17 protein-coding genes are annotated in these 16,812 nt (G+C 42.3%); 11 read left to right on the top strand and 6 right to left on the bottom strand.

Translation table 11 applies throughout. The annotated features are described in order from the left end of the window. From A3756_RS19805 to A3756_RS19795, 3 genes are all read left to right on the top strand, one after another. Positions 1 to 535 (top strand): TonB C-terminal domain-containing protein (locus A3756_RS19805; protein ID WP_197481403.1); only part of this gene is annotated, 535 nt, incomplete at its 5' end. Next, positions 536 to 1,546, top strand: coding sequence for a methyltransferase (locus tag A3756_RS19800; protein ID WP_068510522.1), 1,011 nt, complete (start codon positions 536 to 538; stop codon positions 1,544 to 1,546). A 350-nt stretch (positions 1,547 to 1,896) separates the two neighbouring features. After that, a complete protein-coding gene (locus tag A3756_RS19795; RefSeq protein WP_068510524.1) occupies positions 1,897 to 3,063 on the top strand; it encodes a DUF6160 family protein in 1,167 nt (388 codons plus the stop codon). A 37-nt stretch (positions 3,064 to 3,100) separates the two neighbouring features. On the opposite strand, the gene A3756_RS19790 is transcribed toward A3756_RS19795, so the two are convergent. Beyond that, positions 3,101 to 3,721: a riboflavin synthase gene (locus A3756_RS19790; protein ID WP_068510525.1), complete on the bottom strand. Its 621-nt coding sequence runs from the start codon at positions 3,719 to 3,721 to the stop codon at positions 3,101 to 3,103. A 105-nt stretch (positions 3,722 to 3,826) separates the two neighbouring features. Further along, positions 3,827 to 5,722 carry a diguanylate cyclase gene (locus A3756_RS19785; protein WP_068510527.1) on the bottom strand — a complete coding sequence of 632 codons (1,896 nt, stop codon included), beginning with the start codon at positions 5,720 to 5,722 and terminating at the stop codon, positions 3,827 to 3,829. A 311-nt stretch (positions 5,723 to 6,033) separates the two neighbouring features. Here A3756_RS19785 and A3756_RS19780 point away from each other — a divergent pair, with 311 nt between their 5' ends. The 6 genes from A3756_RS19780 (at position 6,034) to A3756_RS19755 (ending at position 11,261) form a co-directional block, all read left to right on the top strand. Beyond that, the gene (locus tag A3756_RS19780; protein ID WP_068554402.1) at positions 6,034 to 6,981 is read left to right on the top strand and encodes a hypothetical protein; all 948 of its coding nucleotides are present in this window, start codon (positions 6,034 to 6,036) and stop codon (positions 6,979 to 6,981) included. Between the two features lie 64 nt (positions 6,982 to 7,045). Continuing rightward, positions 7,046 to 7,687, top strand: coding sequence for a TetR/AcrR family transcriptional regulator (locus A3756_RS19775; RefSeq protein WP_068507084.1), 642 nt, complete (start codon positions 7,046 to 7,048; stop codon positions 7,685 to 7,687). A gap of 40 nt (positions 7,688 to 7,727) precedes the next feature. Then, positions 7,728 to 8,258, top strand: a complete 531-nt coding sequence (locus tag A3756_RS19770) for a L,D-transpeptidase (RefSeq protein WP_082865388.1) — start codon at positions 7,728 to 7,730, stop codon at positions 8,256 to 8,258. 25 nt (positions 8,259 to 8,283) lie between these two features. Further along, positions 8,284 to 9,309, top strand: a complete 1,026-nt coding sequence (gene nagZ, locus A3756_RS19765; protein ID WP_068507086.1) for a beta-N-acetylhexosaminidase — start codon at positions 8,284 to 8,286, stop codon at positions 9,307 to 9,309. 30 nt (positions 9,310 to 9,339) lie between these two features. Next, positions 9,340 to 10,467, top strand: a complete 1,128-nt coding sequence (locus tag A3756_RS19760) for a mechanosensitive ion channel family protein (RefSeq protein WP_082865387.1) — start codon at positions 9,340 to 9,342, stop codon at positions 10,465 to 10,467. Positions 10,468 to 10,523: 56 nt separating this feature from the next. Next, positions 10,524 to 11,261: an S-methyl-5'-thioinosine phosphorylase gene (locus A3756_RS19755; RefSeq protein WP_068507088.1), complete on the top strand. Its 738-nt coding sequence runs from the start codon at positions 10,524 to 10,526 to the stop codon at positions 11,259 to 11,261. A 92-nt stretch (positions 11,262 to 11,353) separates the two neighbouring features. Here the strand turns inward: A3756_RS19755 and A3756_RS19750 are convergent, their stop codons facing one another. The 4 genes from A3756_RS19750 to A3756_RS19735 form a co-directional block, all read right to left on the bottom strand. Further along, on the bottom strand, positions 11,354 to 11,563 hold the full coding sequence (locus A3756_RS19750; RefSeq protein WP_068507091.1) for a hypothetical protein: 210 nt from the start codon (positions 11,561 to 11,563) through the stop codon (positions 11,354 to 11,356). Between the two features lie 217 nt (positions 11,564 to 11,780). After that, positions 11,781 to 12,281, bottom strand: coding sequence for a YaiI/YqxD family protein (locus A3756_RS19745; protein ID WP_068507094.1), 501 nt, complete (start codon positions 12,279 to 12,281; stop codon positions 11,781 to 11,783). A gap of 41 nt (positions 12,282 to 12,322) precedes the next feature. Then, a complete protein-coding gene (locus A3756_RS19740) occupies positions 12,323 to 13,093 on the bottom strand; it encodes a CsiV family protein (RefSeq protein ID WP_068507104.1) in 771 nt (256 codons plus the stop codon). A gap of 119 nt (positions 13,094 to 13,212) precedes the next feature. Continuing rightward, positions 13,213 to 13,404: a hypothetical protein gene (locus A3756_RS19735; RefSeq protein WP_156498006.1), complete on the bottom strand. Its 192-nt coding sequence runs from the start codon at positions 13,402 to 13,404 to the stop codon at positions 13,213 to 13,215. 273 nt (positions 13,405 to 13,677) lie between these two features. Here A3756_RS19735 and rimO point away from each other — a divergent pair, with 273 nt between their 5' ends. Beyond that, a complete protein-coding gene (rimO, locus tag A3756_RS19730) occupies positions 13,678 to 15,015 on the top strand; it encodes a 30S ribosomal protein S12 methylthiotransferase RimO (RefSeq protein ID WP_068507108.1) in 1,338 nt (445 codons plus the stop codon). A gap of 710 nt (positions 15,016 to 15,725) precedes the next feature. Then, positions 15,726 to 16,709, top strand: coding sequence for a helix-turn-helix domain-containing protein (locus A3756_RS19725; protein ID WP_068507109.1), 984 nt, complete (start codon positions 15,726 to 15,728; stop codon positions 16,707 to 16,709). Positions 16,710 to 16,812: the final 103 nt, after the last annotated feature.

The raw sequence follows: 16,812 nt of genomic DNA, 5'->3' as shown, positions 1-16,812 counted from the left end.
GGAGAGCTCCATTATTCCTTCGTATATGGAAGATGTATATGGTGAATATGAGGCTGATACCGTTCTTTTAGAGGAAAAGAGTCAAGGAAACCCAGACACTCATGTTGTTGGGAATATCAGCTTGCTCGGTGAAGATGAACTTGAGAACGTAACTGTTGAACAACCATATAGCGAACAAGAAAGTGAAGAACTGCGTATGGTTAATAAATTTCTTGAAAGAATGAATAAGCAGGTTAACGAAAAATGGAATAATCCATACAAAGGTAGGCAAATGCATAGAGGTGTTGCAAAGCTAGAGCTGGACGAATACGGAAATGTCGTTGATGTATTTATCTTCTTGCAGAGTGGTCTCCCTGCTTTGGATGACTCGGTTGTTCGTGCAATTCGAGCCGTAAAGCGCTTTGACGTCCCAAAAAATACGATTATCGCCGAGCGATACAGCCACTTACGGTTTCACTTTAGTTCCATTGAGTTGGAGAGAGATAAAATGCCATTTGAAGTGGATCAATCCCATATTAAAGACGAGAGTGATTAGATGCACGTAAGATCAAAGGTTATTGAACGCAATTCAGAACAGTTTTCCCAGTGCAGAAAGTTGATTATTTTTGGTCCACCCCCTGGTGATCCTCTTGAGTATTTAAATCCTGAAAAGGTAATTACCTTTGATTATCGAGTATATCGGTCTTTAAAAAACTCTCTTGGTAACAAAGTCTTATTTAGTTTGGGTAATGAAGGTCTTGAGGCTTGTGATGCGGTGATCATTCACATCCCAAAAGCAAAGGCAGAGTTGGACCTTATCTTGGCCTATGTTACGCCTCTGTTGTGTCAAGGTGGTGATATCTATCTCGTGGGTGAGAAAAAAGCCGGAATTGCTAGTGCGGCTAAGAAGTTAAGCTCATATAGCAGTGATGCTAGCAAGATTGATTCAGCTAAACACTGTCAATTGTGGCATGCAAGCCTAGATCAAAAAGTCGAGCCGTTTAGCTTAAAAGATTGGATGACATCATTTGATGTTGAGGTGAATGACATATCCTTAAAAGTGGCTGCTATACCAGGTGTGTTTAGTATCGGTGAGCTCGATGAGGGTACTGAGCTACTACTGGCGAATATGTTTACCCGTCTAGAGGGGCGAGTATTGGACTTTGGTTGTGGTAGTGGCGTACTAGGGTGTTATACAAAACTGCTCAATCCAGGTATTAAGCTGGAAATGGTTGATATTAATTTGTTGGCCCTAAAGTGCGCTGAAGAAACTGCGCGGCTAAATAACATAGATGTAGATATTTACCCCAGTGATGGCTGGGCTGAGGTAAAAGGTAGGGTTAACGCCTTAGTGACGAACCCGCCATTCCATCAAGGTGTAGATACTGAATACACAACTACTGAGGGGTTTATTAAAGGTGCCAAAGATAAATTGACAAAGCACGCACCTTTTCTTTTAGTTGCGAATTCTTTTCTTAAATATGCATCGATTATTGAGGCGAGCATGGGGCGCTGCGATGTATTGGCTGAAACCACTAAGTTTCGTGTGTATAAGGCCTTTCGCTGAAGCTTGAATTATTTATAAGCAAAAAAAAGCCCTTGCATTGCAAGGGCGAGTCCACTCTAGCTTTACGCTAGCGATAAAAACCTGAAAAAATGAATTGCGTTCATTGGGTTAGATAATACTTCTTAGAATTAGAATGTTCATACTAAAATTTGAACTGGCTCACAAATATGTTTTATTGACTATTACTTGCCCTGCTTCTAAAGCATAAACCATTGGTGCATGTAACGGTATGTGATATTTTACATATATATGTGACTGTTGGTCGGCTTATAAATATTACTATAGCTTATCGACTTGAGCACAAGGAATACTGAATAGGTGGAGATTCCACCTAACCCTCAGGAGTACTCATGAAGACGGGTAGGGCTGTAATAGCCAAAAATAACAAGAATATATTCAAGCAAATTCCTGTAGCTGCTAAAAGCTGTGCTTTAGTGGTGGGCCTTACGTCGCCGTGCGCGTTTGCTGAGTTACAATTCCTTGACGATAGCTCATTATCTAACGTTACGGGTAAAGCTGGTTTGACTATTGATATAGAAACAAGGGTACATATCGGCGAGTTCGAATATGTAGATGCTGGTTCTATGTATACGAAAGATTACTCCTTGACTGGAATCGGTGGCGGCTTAGTAGACAACCTTCGCGCAAAAATTGACGTGACAGATGGTAACGAAACATTGGCAACAGGGTTTTCCGATGTTGCGCTCCTGGCCACTGCTGGTTTTTTTGATACGAGTGAAACTGATGTTGCCTGGGCTATCAATGAGTATGCTGATGGTGCTGGTGGGTTTGGGAAGCAGTACGGCGATGGCGATGTGCTTATTCACGTTACGTCACAAGACCTTGGGTTCAGTGATGCCGTCCTCACTGGCAATACTCCACCTCCACCGTCTACGCACGCATCAAATCTTGATAATTATAAAAATGCTGTTGATCTACATATTCAGGAAGCCGAGTTTGGTATACGTGCTTCAGACGGCAGTGTTGAGACTGCCTTAAGCAAGAATTTCTCAGTGGAAGCTTACCTAGGTTATTTAGATATAGTTATTAAAAACCAAGGAAATGACTTTCATGATACGACCGGCAATTCTTCGAATGGTAAGCCAAGAAATATATTGCTAGCTGATTCATATCTGGGGATCGATGCGAAATTTCGTGTAGAAGATTTGGATATTGATAGTACGAACAATGCGACCAATACAATCATACCTCGCTCAGTAACAAACCCTTATTTAACACTGCGTGATATGAGAATTCATAATGAACGTGGGAATGATACGCTTGGTAGTTTTGGCTTTGCAAGTGTTCAAAGTAAGTTGGCTGCAGCGCAACACATCATCCATAAAGATGGGGATGCTTTGATTCATGTTGATGGCCAAGCAATCTACGATATAAACGTTGCGTGGGATTGGGATCTACCCCATGTCTCTTTCGGAGATACAGGTCAAAGCATCGGTTCTGTCTACTTTACTGATTTCCATATCTCGGATACTTCACTCGTCATTTCGGCACATTAGAATATTTGCTTGATACGATTAGACCTAAAGCCAGCATTTAAGCTGGCTTTTTTGTGCTCATGAATCGCTCCACGGTATCAACGATGGTCTGAGTTTGAGGGTCAATTTCTAGGTTCACTGCATCATCTACCTTGAGTTCACCAAAGGTTGTTACCTCTAGTGTTTCAGGTATTAGATGAACGCTAAAGGACTCATTAGATACTTCGCCTAGTGTTAGACTGCAGCCATTTAATCCGGCAAAGCCTTTAGGTAGGAGGTATTTTTGGAGATTTTCGGGTGTTGTGAAATAAACTGTATGGACATCGTTAGCTGAGTCAATTTTACATATTTCAACGCTGCAATGGATATGCCCAGACATTAGATGGCCGCCTATCTCATCACCAATAGCCGCGGCTCGCTCAAAGTTAACTTGGTCGCTTTCTTGTAGCGAGCCAAGGTTTGTTAGTTTAAGTGTCTCGAGCATTACGTCGAAGTTCGCCCAGTTTTGCTCAAGATCAAAGGCGGTAGCGGTCAGACAAGTGCCGTTAATTGCAATACTTGCGCCTTTACTTATGTTTTTCAATGCGCCATCAGGAAAACCTATTTTTAATGTTTTTAGATTGTCTGTACCTGAAATTTCAAGAATGCTTGCTTTACCTTGAACGATGCCTGTGAACATAATTCCTTAAACTCTCATTTTAATATGGCTAGTGTTTGTGAGGAGGCGTTTGTCGAATTAGTGCGAGAGTGTTTCAGTGAGTGGCCACGATAAAGTGGCACTGTATTACTCGAAATAGCATTTCTGGCCTATTACTCGATCGCGCCCAGCTTCCTTTGCTTTATACAGGCATTGATCGGCAATATCCAATAGTTTAATCGCGTGCTTGATTGTGTCTGTAGTAGGGGTGGCGTTGGATACACCAATGCTCACAGTTAAAAAGGTTGAAATGCCCGAATCCAAAAACTCGTTTTCTTTGAACTGCTCACGTATGCGCTCGGCAAGTCGCATAGCACCGTCTAATGTCGTATTGGGTAGAAGCACTGCTATTTCTTCACCGCCATAGCGTGCGACGGTATCCGAAGGTCGATGGATAACTGCTTTTATCAGCTCGGCAGAGCGAGTTAGACAGTAGTCACCATACAAATGTCCGTATTTATCATTAAGGACCTTAAAGTGATCTATATCGATCATAATAACTGAAAAGCTGAGGCTGTCCCTCGCAGCACGGTGAATTTCTTTCTTAAAGGTCTTATCGAAATAGTAGCGATTCTTTAGACTAGTAAGGCCGTCAGTTACGCTTAGTTCCTTAAGCTGCGTATTCGCTTCTTCGAGCGCTTCGGTGCGTGATTTAACGATTTTATCTAAATCCTGATTCATTTTGATTTGCGCATCGAGTAGTGCATCTTGAGCTTCAACTCGCAAGTCTTTTTCATAATTTAACCTGTCAGCGAATGCGATAGAGAGAAGTGTCAGCTCGATTAGAGTGCCAAGGGATAATGCGTTTTCATTGAAAATATTTGGTTCTATAATTCGGTTATTTTCTAATAGGAAAATAATGACCGCACCTAAATAGCTAAACCAGGCCAAAGCAAAATAACGAGCAGTTTTAATCCCTTTTAGCCAGTATTTCACACCAAGGTAAAAGCCGGTCATTACCATAAAGCTTACAGCGATAAATGTACTTTTTAATGCGAAGCTATAAGAAATTAAGAAGCCGGATAGTACCGTCAATATGAAAGTCAGAATTAGAAGCTTTATCAGTACAAGGTCTCGCTTAGAGCTTATGTAGTCGATACCAATAAAATTCTTAATAAATGTTATCGCACTAATGCCGGTAAAAGCGGCAGAAAATACAACAGCGTGGTAATTAAATAGGGGGTAGTTTGGCCATAGATATTGAAAAGCGAGACCAGAAAGCACTAACTGGATGATTGCGCATGAGCTTAGGTATATTAAATAGTAAAGATAGCCTTTATCCTTTACGGTGAGATAAATAAAGCTATTGTAAAAAAGCATAATCAGGATTGCGCCGAAATATATCCCGGATAGAAGACTAAAAGATATGTTTTGCTTACTTAACTCATTTTGGGTAACGATTGAGAGCGGGAGTTGCAATACACCTTCTGACTGTATGTTTAGATATACGTCAAGCTCTGTATGGTTTTCTGGAATACTAAAAACAAAAGTAGGTAAATCTACCTTTCGGCTTTTAAATGGTAAGTGGTCGCCGGTATTGACTTGTTTGACGATGCGGCCGTCATTGACAAAATAAATCGATACACGGTCGTGATGAGGGTAATCTAATTTAACAAAATACTGTTGGTCGATATGAAAGCGCTGTTTGTGTAGCTTAAAGCGGAACCAGTAAGGCGCGTTCGTCTGCCCAAAGTGCTGAATGTGCTCGGTATTTTTTGTCCATTTATTTTTATCTATTGCTAGCACATCATTGATGCTTGCCGAAAAGGAACTGTCCAAGTAGTAATCTAGATAAGGTAGTGCATTAACTTCATCTACTATTTTGCTTACCTTAATTGTTTCGTACTGCGATGACGTGCTTTGTGCTAAGGATGGCTTAGAAATCGCGAGACTGACCCACAGCCCAATAGTGGCAATAAGCAAGATAAGCCATGCCATTTGAGAGCGTTCAGGAAGTAGGTCTATCTTTCTGTGAATGCTCATGCTCTGCTCAGAGTCCGATGTGCGTAGTTAGCTAGTGATTGGTGTGTAGTTGTTAGTATAGTGGATGTCTGAGAAATAGTTTCTAGAAAGCCATAAAAAACGCCGGATTTATAACAAATATGATAACCGGCGCAACTTGAATTTTGTCTAGTTTAGTTTTTAGGTCTGTCTATTGTTGCGAGTAAGGGCGAGGGTGCCTTGCGTTTTTAATAGCCCAGAATCTAAGCAAAGATGATAAGTAAGAGGCTATAATTACTAAAGTTGTTCAGATGGCATCCGATAAACTATAGCAACACCAAAGGGAAATCTTAGTGACTGCGCAACAAACAAACAATGCGGATACAAGCAAAACTGCATCTCTTGATAGCTTGTTAAATGATATCGATCAAAATAATGGCTTGGCCTCTGGTGATGACGCAGAGGAAAATAGCAGGCGCAAGACTCCCGATCGACGGCATACAAGCAAAAAACCTCGAGGAACTGTTGAGCGTCGTTTAGAAGACGACCGACGCCAAAAGAAAAGTATTGTTGATAACGCGCGAGAGCGTATTCTTGCACAAAAGGCCGAATTAAAACTGCAGCAACATAGGAAGAAGATATTACTTGCAGGCTGTGAGCCTGTAATGGGCTTGAACTATGATCACCTCGCAATGGACGATTACCCCGATAACACCTTGGTAGCCGAAGCTCGGAGAGATAGAGATTACTGGGTACTTATATGTGCTATTTTCGCGTCCTTGTTTGTATTTAGTTTGTTAGGTTTGCTTGATGCCTGGGTTGGTGGTGTTGGTTGTGGTATGGCTTTTCTATCTGCTTTTTTTGCATTCTCTCCTATGCGGAAGTTCTTTTTCTCTCGTCCACATTTACATGAGTTGCTAGCTAAAAGAAAGGTGATCGAATACGGAGCTTTACACCATATTCAGTACCTTGAAGGCACTGACGGGCTCGCATGGCGTTGCCAAAAATTGACAAAATTCAACCCGAACTTATCCAAGAGCCTCTTTAACGGTATATATCGTTACTCTAAAGATCGATCACTGCTAAACTATATGCAAAACAAAAAGACAATTCGTCTGTATTTGTTATTAATGGTTGAAGCTCAAAAGGCCTATAAACGCTTGGAAAAAGAATATCTAGAGAGCCATTTTAAGCATCTTGACCAAGGCTGGGATGACAGAATTGATGAGCTTGAAGCTAGCAAACTTGAACAATCGTTAAATAAGTCGGTAGGCGAGCCTGAGCAGAATCTAAAATCTTGACTTTAAGCTAGATCAAACGTATGTTTCAAACATCTGTTTGGAATATATATACTAAAAGAATTATATGGCTTATACCGAGACTGTTAACCGAATACTTGATGCTGCCGAGGTTCTCTTTGCTGAAAAGGGCTTCTCAGAAACTTCACTAAGAATGATTACGGGCAAAGCCGGTGTCAACTTAGCGGCGGTTAACTATCATTTTGGTTCAAAAAATGCGCTTATCCAGGCAGTGTTTAATCGCTTTCTTGCACCGCTAAATGAGTTAATGGTTGAAGGTCTGCGCGAGAATAACTGGGACAATGAAGGTTGCACACCAAGTATAGAAGATGTTCTAAGGTTGTACACGAGTAGTCTGTTAAAGATACCTACACGCAATAAAAATGGTGTTTCTATATTTATGCGAATGCTTGGCCTTGCTTATACTCAATCACAAGGTCATTTGCGTAAATACTTAGAAGACGAGTATGCAAAAACTTTCTGGCCTTTCTTAAATCTGCTTAAGGATATTACGCCAGAGCTATCGACGGCTGAGCGTTTCTGGAGAACTCAATTTGTTATCGGTGCAACAGCCTTTACAATGTCCAGTATTCAGCAGTTATCTGACATTCTGTCGAATAAGCCGGATTCTGAGGTGGATACAGAAAAAGTCGTTAATTACCTTGTGCCATTTCTAGCAGCCGGATTGAGCGCAGCTCCTGTTAACTGATTTTCTGCTCGCTGCTCATGACATAGGGAGTGTGAAGTGAATGCCGTTTGAACCAGGACTTAGACGCTCGTTAGAGAGTGAATTTTCCCTTTGTCAGCCCAGAATCGAAGTTAATGTAAAGTTACAGCAGCTGACTTTGTTTAATGAAAACAAAGTGGCTCGTTTTAGTGTGTCCACCGCCCTTAACGGAGTTGGACAGTTTAGCGATTCAGGTTGTACGCCTTTAGGTTATCACTATATTCGCGCTAAAATTGGTGCCAATTCTCCTATTAATACGGTCTTTGCCGGGCGTCGCCCAACAGGTGAGATCTACTCAGCTAAGCTTGCAAATAATTTCCCCGAACGAGACTGGATTCTGACGCGCATTATGTGGTTAAGCGGACTTGAGCCTGGCTATAACCGCTTGGCTAAAGTTGATAGTATGAGGCGCTATATTTACATTCATGGCACCCCTGACTCTGAACCAATGGGGCAGCCTTTGTCTCATGGCTGTATTCGGATGCGTAACAAAGATGTAATGGATTTATTTTCTCGTGTTTGTGTCGGGACGCGTGTTTTAATTAAAGAATAGTTTCTTTGATAGAGTAATAGTGAATATGAAGGAAAACAATATTGGCCCGCTGATGCTTGATGTGGCAGGGACTGAGTTGAATGAAGAAGAAAAACAGGTCTTATCTAGTCCGGTTGTTGGGGGAGTTATTCTCTTCTCAAGAAATTACCTGAACCCTGGTCAATTGACTAAGCTAATCTCGGAGATCCGGGAGTGCTCAAGCAATCTTATTATCGCCGTTGATCACGAAGGTGGACGCGTTCAGCGATTTCGCGAAGGGTTCACGCGAATACCGCCAATGAGGTCTCTTGACCGGGTTTATCAAGAGGATAAAGCGCAGGGCTTAAAGCAAGCTTTTGATCTGGGTTGGTTAATCGCGGCAGAGCTAATTGCATTTGATATTGATATCAGCTTTACGCCAGTATTAGATCGCGACCATGGTGTTTCTGAAGTAATCGGCGATAGAGCATTTTCCTGCGATCTTGAGACGATTACTGCTTTATCTTCATCGCTGGTTTCAGGTATGAAAGAAGCAGGCATGGCTTCTACAGGGAAGCATTTTCCTGGTCATGGAGCGGTTGTTGCTGATTCACATCATGAGATCCCGGAAGACAATCGTAGTCTAGAGCAGATCATGCAAAATGATACGATTGTTTTTGAGCGCTTAATCCCATTAGGGCTTGATGCATTGATGCCTGCTCATGTCATTTATAGCCAGGTAGATAATCAACCCGCTGGCTTTTCCAATGTTTGGATGCAGGATATTCTGCGAGGAAAGTTTGGATTTGAGGGGGTTATATTTAGTGATGACTTGTCAATGGAAGGTGCTAGTGTTGCAGGCAGCTATGTCGCGCGTGCAGATGCGGCTTTGTCTGCTGGTTGTGATATGGTGCTTGTCTGTAACAATCCAGATGCTGCGCAAGAAGTGAGGCTGCATTTGGAATCTTTGCTGCAGCAAGGTGATCTAACCGTCGATAATCAAAGACTCAAACGAATGCGCTACCAAGCAAGCAAAAAACTAAGTATCGAAGATGTTAAGGCATCTGAGGTATGGAAGACCTATAACAAATAGCATCTTAATAAAAATTAGGGGTGGGGTAGTATGAATTGGAATATTTTGAATACCTTCTTATTAAATAGCGGGCTCGAAAACTTGCTTGTTCGTCAAGTTGTCGAGATTTCGATTATTCTATTGCTAACCGGTTTGATTAGTTTCTTATCTAAAGTATTCCTTAAGCGCGTTGAAGCGCAGTTTCTTAAAACGCGTAACTTGTGGGATGACACTTTACTTCATTCTTCACGATCACCGATAGCTTTGGTTATTTGGTTACTCGGTTTGTCCTGGATTGCTTATAGTGTTCAGCGTCAATCAGGTGTTGACCTTTCAGTATTTATTAGTAATACGCAACAAATAATCATCGTTTTTTGCCTGGTGTGGTTTGTTGTCCGATTTATTTCGGGCGGCGAGAAGATCGTTGTTTGTGGCGAAAAGATGAAGCAGCCAATGGATGAAACAACAGTTTCGGCTATTGGTAAGTTATTGCGTGCAATTGTTATTATTATTGGCGTATTAGTCGTGCTACAGACCATGGGTTATAGCATGAGTGGTGTCCTAGCGTTTGGTGGTGTCGGTGGTCTCGCCGTGGGCTTTGCTGCAAAGGATCTGTTGGCCAATTTTTTTGGTGGCTTAATGATCTACCTGGATCGACCTTTCAAGGTTGGCGATTGGGTTCGCTCACCCGATAAGGAAATTGAAGGTACTGTAATTAAAATTGGCTGGCGCTTAACCACCATAAAAACCTTCGATAAACGGCCATTGTATGTGCCAAACTCTGTATTTACGAACATATCAGTTCAAAACCCGTCACGTATGAGCCATAGAAGAGTCTATGAAACGATTGGTATTCGATACGATGATGCCGCCGCGCTGCCTCGTATTATTAGCAATGTTAAGGCTATGCTATTGCAGCACCCTGAAATTGATACCACACAAACCCTTATCGTAAACTTTAATGCCTACGCGGCGTCATCCTTGGACTTCTTTATCTACACCTTCACCAAAACAACTGATTGGATTAAATATCATGAAGTTAAGCAGGATGTCTTAATTCGTGTTTACGACATTATTGCAGCCGAGAATGCAGAGATTGCTTTTCCAACCTCTACTTTGCATATGCCAGAGGCCTTACGCATTGAAGGTGAGATAAAAGGGCAATCGCCACAAGACTAATAAGATGATGACTCAATTGGTTAATGACTAGCCTTGAGCTTTAAGTGGGAATTTATATGTTAGGAATTATCGGTGGAACAGGCTTTGGTTCAATGTCGGGTGCTGAGCTTGTAGAGCAGCTATGGCCAAGTACGCCTTTCGGAGAAACCAGTGGCCCAGTTGTGATAAGTGCACTAAACGGGCTTAAGTTTGCGTTCATGGCGCGTCACGGTAATCCTCACCGTATTCCTCCTCATTTGATAAATTATCGTGCCAACCTCTTTGCCATGAAGCAAGCAGGTGTCGATAGAATTATCGCAATTAACGCGGTAGGCGGAATTCATGAAAAGCTCGGCCCGGGTAATCTTTCCATTCCAGACCAAATTATTGATTACACTTATGGGCGTGAACACACTATATATGATGGCATTCATTGCGAAACTGTTGATCATATCGACTTCACCAAGCCGTACTCTGAAACATTGAGAGCAAAACTTCTTCGCTCAGCAAGCGCGGTGTCATTTGATGTCTTGGATGGTGGAGTTTACGGTGCTACTCAGGGGCCGAGATTAGAGTCATCAGCTGAAATACTTCGTTGTAAGGCTGAAGGCTGCGATATGGTCGGAATGACGGGCATGCCTGAAGCTGCGCTAGCAAGAGAATTGGAGTTGGACTATGCCTGTATTGCCTTGAGTGCGAATTGGGCAGCAGGTTTGTCAGATACGCCTATTACAATGGCAGATATAAAAGAGGCAGTTTCGAAAGCGTCAGCACGCGTAAGCGAGCTGATTTTTCAAGATCTGGGAAGTTTATAGTCGAGCAATTAAGCAGCGGGTTCTGTTAGCTGACAATGTGTGTCACACAAATCCCGCTGCTGCAGTTAAGAGGTGGTATTCGGGAATGTTTGTTAGCTTGCTTTCTTAGTTAGTTGGTTTTGATACATTTCTCGAATTTGCTCTGCTGAGTACTTGTCTACAGTTATGTGGTTAAATTCAACTAGGTGTAATGCAGGGGAGCTTGGTAGTTCTTGATCAATTAACTCGGTGCCATTCGAATTTCTTGGCGCTGTATTTTGTTTCGCTAAACGACTTGCTTCTTTAGATGCTTTTGTTGTCATATCAAACCTTCCAGAGAGAAAACTTCTTAAGCGGTACATATAAAATATAAACTACCTTGGCTGGGATTTCACTTAATTTTATTCATAGCCTTAGACTATTAAGTTCTGATTGATAATAAGTATAAGCCCTTTGCACAGAAATGGGAGTGCTTGCGTGTCGCTAATTTGTAGCAGTTTGTAAACGGAAAGAAAGTAGGTGGCTATGCGCAGTGTTGGCTTAGAAGCCCGACTTTTGGAGCCATTGATCCAGGCGATTCGCAAAGGCTTGCCTTTCTTGTTGGCCTAAGGGCGGTGGTCCTCCTGAATGAACACCGCTGGATCGCATTGTCTCCATAAAATCTCGCATATTTAAGCGCGACTTGATGTTTTCCTTTGTATAGAGCTGCCCCCGTGTACCGATAACCTTGGCACCCTTGGTAATTACTTCGTCGGCGAGAGGAATATCTTGAGTGATGACAAGATCATTTTTGTTCGTTTGTTGCACTATCCAGTTGTCTGCAACGTCAAAGCCACTACTAACCTGAATTGACCTTAGAGTCTTGTACTTTGGTAGGGGGATATGCTGATTAGCAACGAACGTGATCACAACATTGGTTCTTTTCGCAGCTTTAATCAAAATGTCGCGAATAACAACCGGGCAGGCATCAGCGTCCACCCAAATAGAAGGTAAAAGGGTGTCAGAAGTTCTGGTTTCATTTGTGCTTGATTTATCGTTCATAATAAGTCGCTAGATAACGCTAATAATAGTAGCTCTATCTGCTAGATCTCGGGCTCTGGCTCTAATTTATTAATGGTGACAATTAAACCGATTGCCGGGTGATCTAAATAATGAATTTCTCCATATTTTAAGCGCCGGCTTTGGTGTAAACGGAATACCTGACTAGGTATCCTGGAGGAAGAGTGCTTGCTTAAAACAATTTCGTCTGGCTTGTATGCTTGTAGCAATGAATCAGTTTTGTGTCGAATAGTGCTGGTCGAAAGTAGCCAGTCGAAAATGTTTCGCTCTGGATAAAACAAAAAACTGGTAAGAAATAAATCTGCTTCGATGTGCATGTATCGGGAACGTTTAATAGTAAGCGTTCCCTCTAGGTGAGTTTCACCATAATAGCTTTCATTTTGAACTACATCGGTCAGCGCAGATATACGAAGTGGGGGTAATGTGCTGCCTGGTTCCATGGCTTGTTGCCAAGCGCCATATTTAATGACGCGTACATCCCTACTTTTATTTAATTTTGAAAGCGCATCATTGAGTTGCATTGATGAACTATCAAGCTGTTCATATTGGAAGTTCGATAAGGTTTCTAAACCTTCGATCAAATGAGTGTATTGTGAATGCCGAGGTGGATTGTAGGGAACAAGATTAAACTTTCTATTCGCTTCGACATGCCCCTGGTGAGTAAAGAGAATGTATTCTACCTGGAATATTTCTTCGCTGAAATCTTCAGCATAAGCATGGTTAATCGTGAAAGACAAAAGAAATAGCGCGAGTATTCGAAAACAGAGCTTGTAGAGAGTATTCAATGTTAACACGTGCGTAAAAGCCTCACCTTCTTACAGGTTGGAGTGAAATTAGCTGAATACTACCATTCTCATTACTTAAAGCCAGAGAAATTTAAGCCTTGAATCCAAACCTTTCGAAAAGAAATGAGCTAGAAGAAATCACCGATGTAATTATTGAGTACGTCACCTTTTTGCACCTTTGGTTTGTCTGTACTCATGTCTACAGGTTTTTCTGTAGGCTCTACCGCTTCGGTAGGCGAGTGTGCCACAAATGCGGGGAGCTCGCTTGCTAAACTACTTTTCGTGGTGTGAACATGGTTAGCACCCTCTAAAGCAGTCACGCGGTAATAGTAACGCCCGCGATATGCTGCAAGGAAAACTAAGCAAAGTGTTAACAGTTCGAAAAGGTGAATGAGCATAATTGTAAGTTGGTACTCTAAGCAATATGTCAGTGTCTGCGTAAAAGTGAAGCGGTATTCTATTGAATAACGTGCATCAGATCAGCTAATTATAGTTGATTTTACAACTATTTTAAATTTGTGGCTGTGTTTTGGGCTTGTTAGTGAGGTGTGGTAATATCCGCGCCAAATTAATGGGGTTGAGGTTGGTAAGTTATGAGCGAAGAACAAGGTCAGAAACGTGTAGGGTTCGTTAGTCTGGGATGTCCAAAGGCTTTAGTAGACTCTGAGCGTATATTGACCAAATTAAAGCTTGAAGGTTACGAAGTCGCCCCAGAATATGATAATGCGGATGTTGTGGTCGTAAATACTTGTGGTTTTATTGACTCTGCCAAGCAAGAATCACTCGATGCGATTAATGAAGCGATGCGCGAGAATGGTAAGGTCGTTGTCACCGGGTGTATGGGCAAGGGGAGTGACGCAGAGCAGATAAAGAGCGCTTTCCCTGAAGTGTTAAACGTTAGCGGACCGGCCGATTATGAAAGCGTAATGGGCGCTGTTCACGAATATGCTCCCCCGTCGAAAGAACAGGAAACGCACTATAGTGACAGGGTGCCTGCTCAAGGCATCAAATTAACACCTAAGCATTATGCTTACCTTAAAATCTCGGAAGGATGTAACCATCGCTGTAGCTTTTGTATTATCCCTCATATGCGCGGAGATTTGGTAAGTCGCCCAATTTCTGAAGTTATTGAAGAGGCCAAACGCTTGGTAGAAAGTGGTGTAAAAGAGCTTCTTGTTATCTCTCAAGATACAAGCGCCTACGGTGTCGATGTTAAATATAAGCTCGATTTTATGGAAGGCCGGGCTCACGAAACACGTATGCAAGACCTCGCTGTTGCGCTAGGAGAATTGGGTGTATGGGTAAGAATGCATTACGTTTATCCTTATCCTCATGTTGATAAACTGATCCCCTTAATGGCAGAAGGAAAGATTCTGCCGTATTTGGATATTCCCTTCCAGCACGCTAGTGCAAAAATACTAAAAGCAATGAAACGTCCTGCGCACAGCGAGAAGGTCATCGATCGCATTCGTTCCTGGCGCGAGATATGTCCTGAACTTACGATAAGAAGCACCTTCATTGTTGGTTTTCCGGGTGAAACAGAGCAAGATTTTCAGGAGCTATTGGACTTTTTAGAAGAGGCCCAGTTAGATCGTGTAGGTTGCTTTACGTATTCTCCTGTAGAGGGCGCGCCAGCAAACGTCTTGGCGAATCAGGTCCCCGAAGAAGTGAAGGAGAGTAGGCACAAAAGGTTTATGGAAAAGCAGGCTGAGATTAGTGCCGAACGTTTGCGAGCAAAGGTTGGTTCATTGCAATGGGTGATCATTGACGAAGTGGTTGAAGAAGGCGCGGTAGGTAGGAGCTCAGCAGACGCACCTGAAATAGATGGTAACGTCTTCATCGATGGAGCAACTCACCTATGTGTCGGTGACTTGGTTAAAGTAGAGGTCGAAGAGGTTGATGAGTATGATATGTGGGGGCGCTTGGTTTAGAAGGAGAGGCTTCTTTCTTCCTATATCTAAATCAACGAACTCTTTAATTAGGTGAAAAAGTCGGCACGCAATCTGACCTACTTAAATAGCGGTTTCGACTAGAGCCTAGAAATGCCCTGCCCAATCTTAGTCAGCAATGTGCCAATTTCAGACCTTGGCACTTGCTTCAAGGTTGGCCGAAACTTACTGATTCTGAATCGTCGATTGATATCGGGAATTGGTGATTAGCGGACATAATCAAGTTATCCAGACAAACGCAACTTAGACAATAAGCTGCTTATATCTTAGTGCTCTGCTTTAATCTTACTGCATGCCATTAGCTGATGCTGAAACAGCAGTAGATTCAAACTGTCATCCTTCCTCCCAAGCAGAAATCGCCCATGCAACGCTGTTAAAAAATAAAACCATTAGATCTTCGACTCATTAGATCTTCGACTCATTAGGTCTGTTAGTCGCTGAAGTGTGACGCGCCTTTTAATTCTAGTATCCAGATAAATTTGTTTTGGCATTACTACTGTAGAAAAACAAGCTAGCCTGCACTCTATAACGCTAAGTGGTATGGATCTATCGAACCTAAACTATCCGGACCTAGGAAACGGAGCTTTACGCGGAAGGGGCGTTCAGTTCTTCTAAGTTTTTGTGTATTTTCATTGCATTTGAACTAGCTTGCGGCTAGCTTATAAAGATAAAACTAAGCATCAATTTAGCCTATGAACCCTGAACTTCTGTCTGCTACTTATCTAAACCATTTCTCGCGCTATGCCGAAGAGCAAGGAATTGATCTACAACCTTTCTGGAAACAGGTTGATCACAACGAAAGCGAGCCCTTCATTAAAGTGGATACCTTGAAACAGCTTATTCACTATATGTGGAAAAAGGGGTGTCCGCGTTCGTTAGGATTGTTTGTCGGTAGGAACATCAGCTTGTCCAGTCATGGCCATGTAGGCTATGGCCTGTCGCATGCAACCAACCTGGAAGACAGCCTGGTATTTCTTTGTGAATATTACAAAATTCGCGCACAAATTCTCAGCTTCTATATCGAAGAGGATGAAGAGAACATCTATCTCTGTATAAAACCCCTTGCCGATTGGGGAGACATTGATGTTGTTCTTTATGAGACGATTGCTGCGCTGGTTTTCAACATTATCAAATTTGCTATTGGCTCAAAAGTAGAAGAATGCGTTCTGGAGCTGCCTTTCGAAGAGCCTGACTGGAGTGACTTATATGGATCGTGTTTGCCGAAGCGCATTCGTTATTCAGACGGAGTTTTGCGATATGGTATGCCATTGGAGTGGAAGGCGATCACCTGCGTTTCAGCAGATCCGGTTACTGCCGAAATGGCCGCTCAACAATGTAAGAATGAGCTTAATCGTTTACTGGAATCACGCACATTATCAGACAAAGTGAATGAACTAATTCTTTCGAGTGTTCAGTTTGAACTATCACTCGAGCAAACCGCCAAGACGCTTTATATGTCCAAGAGCACCTTAATCAGAAAACTGAAGCAAGAAGGTAAGACTTTCAAACTTCTAATGGAAGACGCCAAGAAAAAAAATGCTCAATACTTGCTGAAGAAAACAGATCAAAAGATAGATGTGATCGCTTTACAGCTTGGTTACGAAGATGTGTCGAATTTTGGGCGCAGTTTCAAACGCTGGTTTGGCTGCGCGCCATCACAGTATCGAGAAGGGTAAGGAAGTTTATCGTTATTGACACTTATTGACCTGTCCTTGGCAACTCCCGCCATTCTTAGGTGCTGAGCACTCAGTTAACATCACCCTCATGATAACCATATTG

Source organism: Oleiphilus sp. HI0086 (assembly GCF_001635225.1).
This window is presented reverse-complemented; position numbering and strand designations above follow the sequence as displayed.